1 protein-coding gene is annotated in these 4,570 nt (G+C 65.4%); it reads right to left on the bottom strand.

Translation table 11 applies throughout. The features are described 5' to 3' along the window. Positions 1–1,851: 1,851 nt before the first annotated feature. Positions 1,852–3,162, bottom strand: a complete 1,311-nt coding sequence (locus ACZ7HQ_RS44855) for a right-handed parallel beta-helix repeat-containing protein (RefSeq protein WP_471003251.1) — start codon at positions 3,160–3,162, stop codon at positions 1,852–1,854. Positions 3,163–4,570: the final 1,408 nt, after the last annotated feature.

Genomic DNA, 4,570 nt, shown 5'->3' with positions numbered 1-4,570 from the left:
GGTGCAGTCGAGCGCCGAGGTTGCCGAGTTTCGACATGGCTCAGGCCTCCTTCGGGTCGACAGAGCCGGCGGGACCGGCGGGACGGCGGGTGCGCAACGGCGGCTTGGCACCCGGATCTGCTCGGCTTAGTCGTCGTCCACCTGTTCACCGACCGCTGAGTACGCCCCTGGCTCGCCGTGAGTTCTTCGCGTACTGTCAGGCAGCGCTCGCTGATGTACGGCGGTCGGGCAGAGTCCTCCAGGCGGGCAGGAATTAACTCTCTTATCCTGATGTGACTTATCATGACCTTCCCATTCCGTACCAGCCATTCAGAAGACCGCGCGGGAATCCCTTGGTCCGAGGGAGCGCAAGCAATCCCGCATTCTTCTTCCTCGTCCGGCCTCGATGAGTCACCTTCCCGGAATCCGACTGAACAACTCATCTACCGCTGTGGCCGGATATGCGACTGGTGTGAGTGCCTGCAGGCCGCCGGCTCGGGCGCGTGCCGTGCCGCAGTCGTCGTGCGCAGCTGTCGTCCTCCCGACCAGGCTGCGCGGCACGGCATGTGCTCGTGACGCGGCCGGCGATCCCTTCAGCGTCACGGCCGGAGTCATCGAGGGCCAGGCACCGCAGCGGTAGGCCGAGGCGAGCCGTGCCCAGCGGTGGACCGGCGGCGCCGGCATCCAGTCCAGCCGCTCGTTTGCATGGACGGCAAGAGCACGGCGCGCTGACCCCGCAGGTGCGGCGGCACCCCCAAAGGCACGGGGAGACTGCCGTCACCGACCCGGCCAGTGACCCGTACGGGGCAAGGTCACCAGCGCCACCACGTCTGAGCCGGTGTCGAGTGGCTGGCGCAGGTCTGGTGCCACTGACGACCGGCTCAGACGTGGGCGGTGCGCCGCCATGACTCGGGACCCTGTCCTTGAGGCGGAGGATGGGCCTGACGGCGCACCGGTGTCCTTGGTTGCAGTCCAAGGACTTGGACGCGGGGTGTGCGGCTCGCTCTTGGCTGTCCACCCCGGTGTGCCGTGGCCTGCGTCCTGCCGTTGGCGCAGGCCGGGCAGTATCAGTAGACCGGGTACGTGGTGGCGAGCGGAAGCCGCTGCGGCTGCCAGGGTCGTGAACGTGTTGAACCGTACCCGCGGAGAGGAACGCTTCACGGGCGTCCAGTGCGGCTACCTCGTTCGGATCCACTGCTCCAAGTGGGTGCCATACGTCATGCCGGGGGAAGTTGTCTCTCTTACCTGATGGCCGAAGGTCCAGGGGCGGCTAGTGCATGGGCTGACCCTGGTTATGTGCGGCCCCCGTAGCGGCGAGTTGTGCCCGACTCGTGCGCTGTGGTTGTCGGGCCCGTCGCCTTTCAGACCCTGAGGCGGCGGGCCCGACGCTCGACGGGAGTTCATCCGCGGTCCGCAGGCCGCCGTTACGCCCCGCTTGTTGCAGCCGGGTGCAGGTGTGGAATTCACGTTGGCCGGACTGGCCCCCTGCGGATGTCCTCACGGCCCGTACGTTCTCGGCGCCGTTCTCGTGACGGCTGCTCAAGACAGGGGTGACCTGATCCACGGGTCTGCGCTGTTGACCTCGGGAGGGCCGTTTCTGGTTCTCGACGTACTCCTTGACGACCGCCAAAGGGGCACCCCTGCAGGACGCGGCGAAGTAGAACGATGATCTTGGCGCCCTTGGACTGCCCTCGACACCGTGCCGACCGACGAGGTCGCCGACTCTCCGCAGCGCGCCGGAGCAGTTGACGGGCGAGTTCGGCGGCGGGCTCGGCTTGCGCCAAGCCCGCTCTGCGGCGACCGTCTCCCGACCCAGAGGCCTATGCGACAGCAGCAGGGAGGCGTGGGACGAGAATGCCTGTTTGGCAGCCGTCAGGGATAGATGATGTTCCCGTCGATGCGGCTGAACGGGTTGCTTGCATGGTTGATGAGGGCACCAGCGTGATTGTCCGCCACCAACAGGTTGTTGGAGAACAGGATCACACCGTTGTAGGCGTCGATCTGGGCGGCGGATGCGTTGCCATGGATGTCGTTACCCGTCATGGTCACCTGGCCGCCGGCGTCGATGTGGAGCGCGGGGTTCGGGGCGGTGATTCCAGCGTTTGAGATCCCCACACGGTAACCGCCGTGGACATACACCGCTGCCGAGGCGTTGGAGCGGAATTGGCCGCCCGACACGTTTACCTCGCTCCACGCTCCGTCGATCTCGAGAGCATGGACGTGGGCTTGGTGGGTCGTGTTGGTGAGGGTCACGTGTGCCTTTTCCGCCACCTTCACGCCGGTCAGACAGTAGTCGGTGGTGATACCGTCGATCGTCCCCCAGGCGTAGCCCTTGTCGTTCCCCTGCAGGAGAACGCCGGTTTGCGCGCCGAAGACGAGGCCGCCGCTCATGTGGAATGCATCGAGGTGGTCCAGCTCAATCCCGGTGCCACTGTTCAAGAATGCCCCCTGGTAAAGAGTGGGCGGTGTCCAGACCTCCACATTCGAGATCGTCGGAGTGTCATACGCCTCGTCGAGACGGATCCCCAGCTTGGCAACCCCGGAGATGAACACATCCTCGATCACCGCGCGCCCCGTGATCAGGCCCTCGATTCCCTTCCAGGGGTTGTGGATCCTCACGTTGCTCACGCGGGTTCCAGTTCCGTCGAGGAGGATGGTCGTGGCGTACTGCGTCGGTGTGGCGGAGGCCTCGTCCTGCTGGTACGTGAACATCAGACCGCTCAGCGCGCCACCGCCTTTGAGATGGATCGCGCTGTGCGCGGGGTCCGTCGCCATGATGGTCGGCAGCGCTTCAGAGTCGGAGGTGTAGCTGCCACCGGTCTGTCCGAACATCAGCTGATCCGAAAGCGTGAGGGTGTCGGTGATCCGGTATCTTCCCCACGGGACATAGATCGGAATCTTCCGCTTACTGGATTCCGCGATGGCACACTTGAAAGCAGCGGTGTCATCGGTCGTTCCATTGCCGACAGCGCCACAGTCGCGGACAACGTTGGCGACTTCCTTGCCGGCCGGGGCGGCCACCCTCTTATGGATCTTGAATACGTGCTTGGGTGGACTGGCCGGCATGACAAACGAAGTGGCCGCGCGTGCCTCAGCGGCAGCCGCTTGCGAGATGCCTCCCATCCCCGCCATGCCGCATACCATCAGCGTGACGCCCAATAATCGGCCAAGCCGTCGGTTCATCCGTCTTCCCTCTTCCTTTGCAACCGGAAGGCGAGGAGCGGCCGCGATCCCAGCAGGTATCGGGCAGGGCGGGCGGACGACGGCACTGCAGCCATGACGAACCGCGACGCACCCCTGTCGCGCTGCGATGAGCAGGCCTCTCCATCATGTAAATCATCTGATATGAAATAAGATGCGCAGTCTGCAGCCCTATGACGCAAACCTTCAAAACCGGACCGACCTTCACCCCAGGAGCTCCCAGGGGACGGTGGACGGACTTCGGCGCGACTCCGCGTCCAGAGCCGTCGTCACTTCCCCGTCGGCCTGCTGCGCGGTCGTAGCCGACGACAGCCCCATGGGCGGACGCTGAGAGCTCTGTGGAAACGCCTCCGGTGCTCTCTCTCGACCGACTCGGGCGCTCGATCCAGGACCTGATCTCCAGCGTGGCTGGAATGCGCAAGCATGGGATCGGCTTTCGGTCGCCGCACGAGTCCTCGACACGACGACGCCCGGCGGTCGCCTCGTCTTCCGCGTCTTCGCCACGATCGCCGGATGTATCCGCGAACTGATCGTGCAGGGGACCCACGAGAACCTGGCGGCTGCGCGCTCCCACGGTGAGCGGACGCCGCCGCCCACGAAGTCGGAGGAACAGATCCGTCGCGCGCGGCCTGCTGACCGACCCGTAGTACACGATCACCTTGATCGCCAAACCGCTGGGGGTCTCCCGCACCGTACTGGGTGAGTACGTGCCGGAGCTGACCGCCGGGCCGGACGCCCTCGTACCTAGCAGCCGCCCGGTACTGCCGTAGCGGACCACCGTGACCATGTCGGCTCAGGTGGACAAGACGACGTCGACGCCCAGTCCGGTAGTTCCATTGGGGGATACCTCCGCTGGCCATGCGCACCCTGCTTGCCCTTGCATGGAATGAGGCCGATGCCCAGGTCGTCGGCCCACATGTTCAGCAACTCCCGGGCTGCACGATGATGGCGGAGGTCGGCTGTCACCTCTCGCAGTCGTCGCAACTGCGCCAGGGCAAGCTGGGAGATCGTCTCCTGCCGGGCAGCATGAGGCTTCGGCAGCAAAGCCTCCGCACCAGAAACCCAGGAGTCGCTGGGGCGGCTCGCCCAACTCGGCTGCGCCGATACGGAAACCGTCACCGCAACCATTGAGTGACAACACAGAGGAACAAGGTTCGCCGGGCGGCGATCGGATTGCCCACAGGGCTTCGCGAACGCCGGTGGCACAGCGTGTCGCCGGTGCCCTGCTGGTAGCCGCTCACAGCCCCCCGATGCGGTCTGCAGAACAGGCTCACCATGCCCTGGTCGCGGCTTAGTACTCCAGCAGCGGTTCGTGTCCTGAGCTGGCAGTTGCCGTTGTCCTGGTATGGAGGGGATGGCTGAAGTCGCGGTCTGGGCTGCTGAGTTGGAG

It is taken from the genome of Streptomyces sp. NPDC037290, from assembly GCF_055603245.1.
Note: the sequence above shows the minus strand (reverse complement) of the source record. Positions and strands in the feature narration are given on the sequence as shown.

Excerpts from the sequence above, each read along its gene's own strand:
- ACZ7HQ_RS44855 (WP_471003251.1), bottom strand. The coding sequence starts at position 3,162 with ATGAACCGACGGCTTGGCCGATTATTGGGCGTCACGCTGATGGTATGC.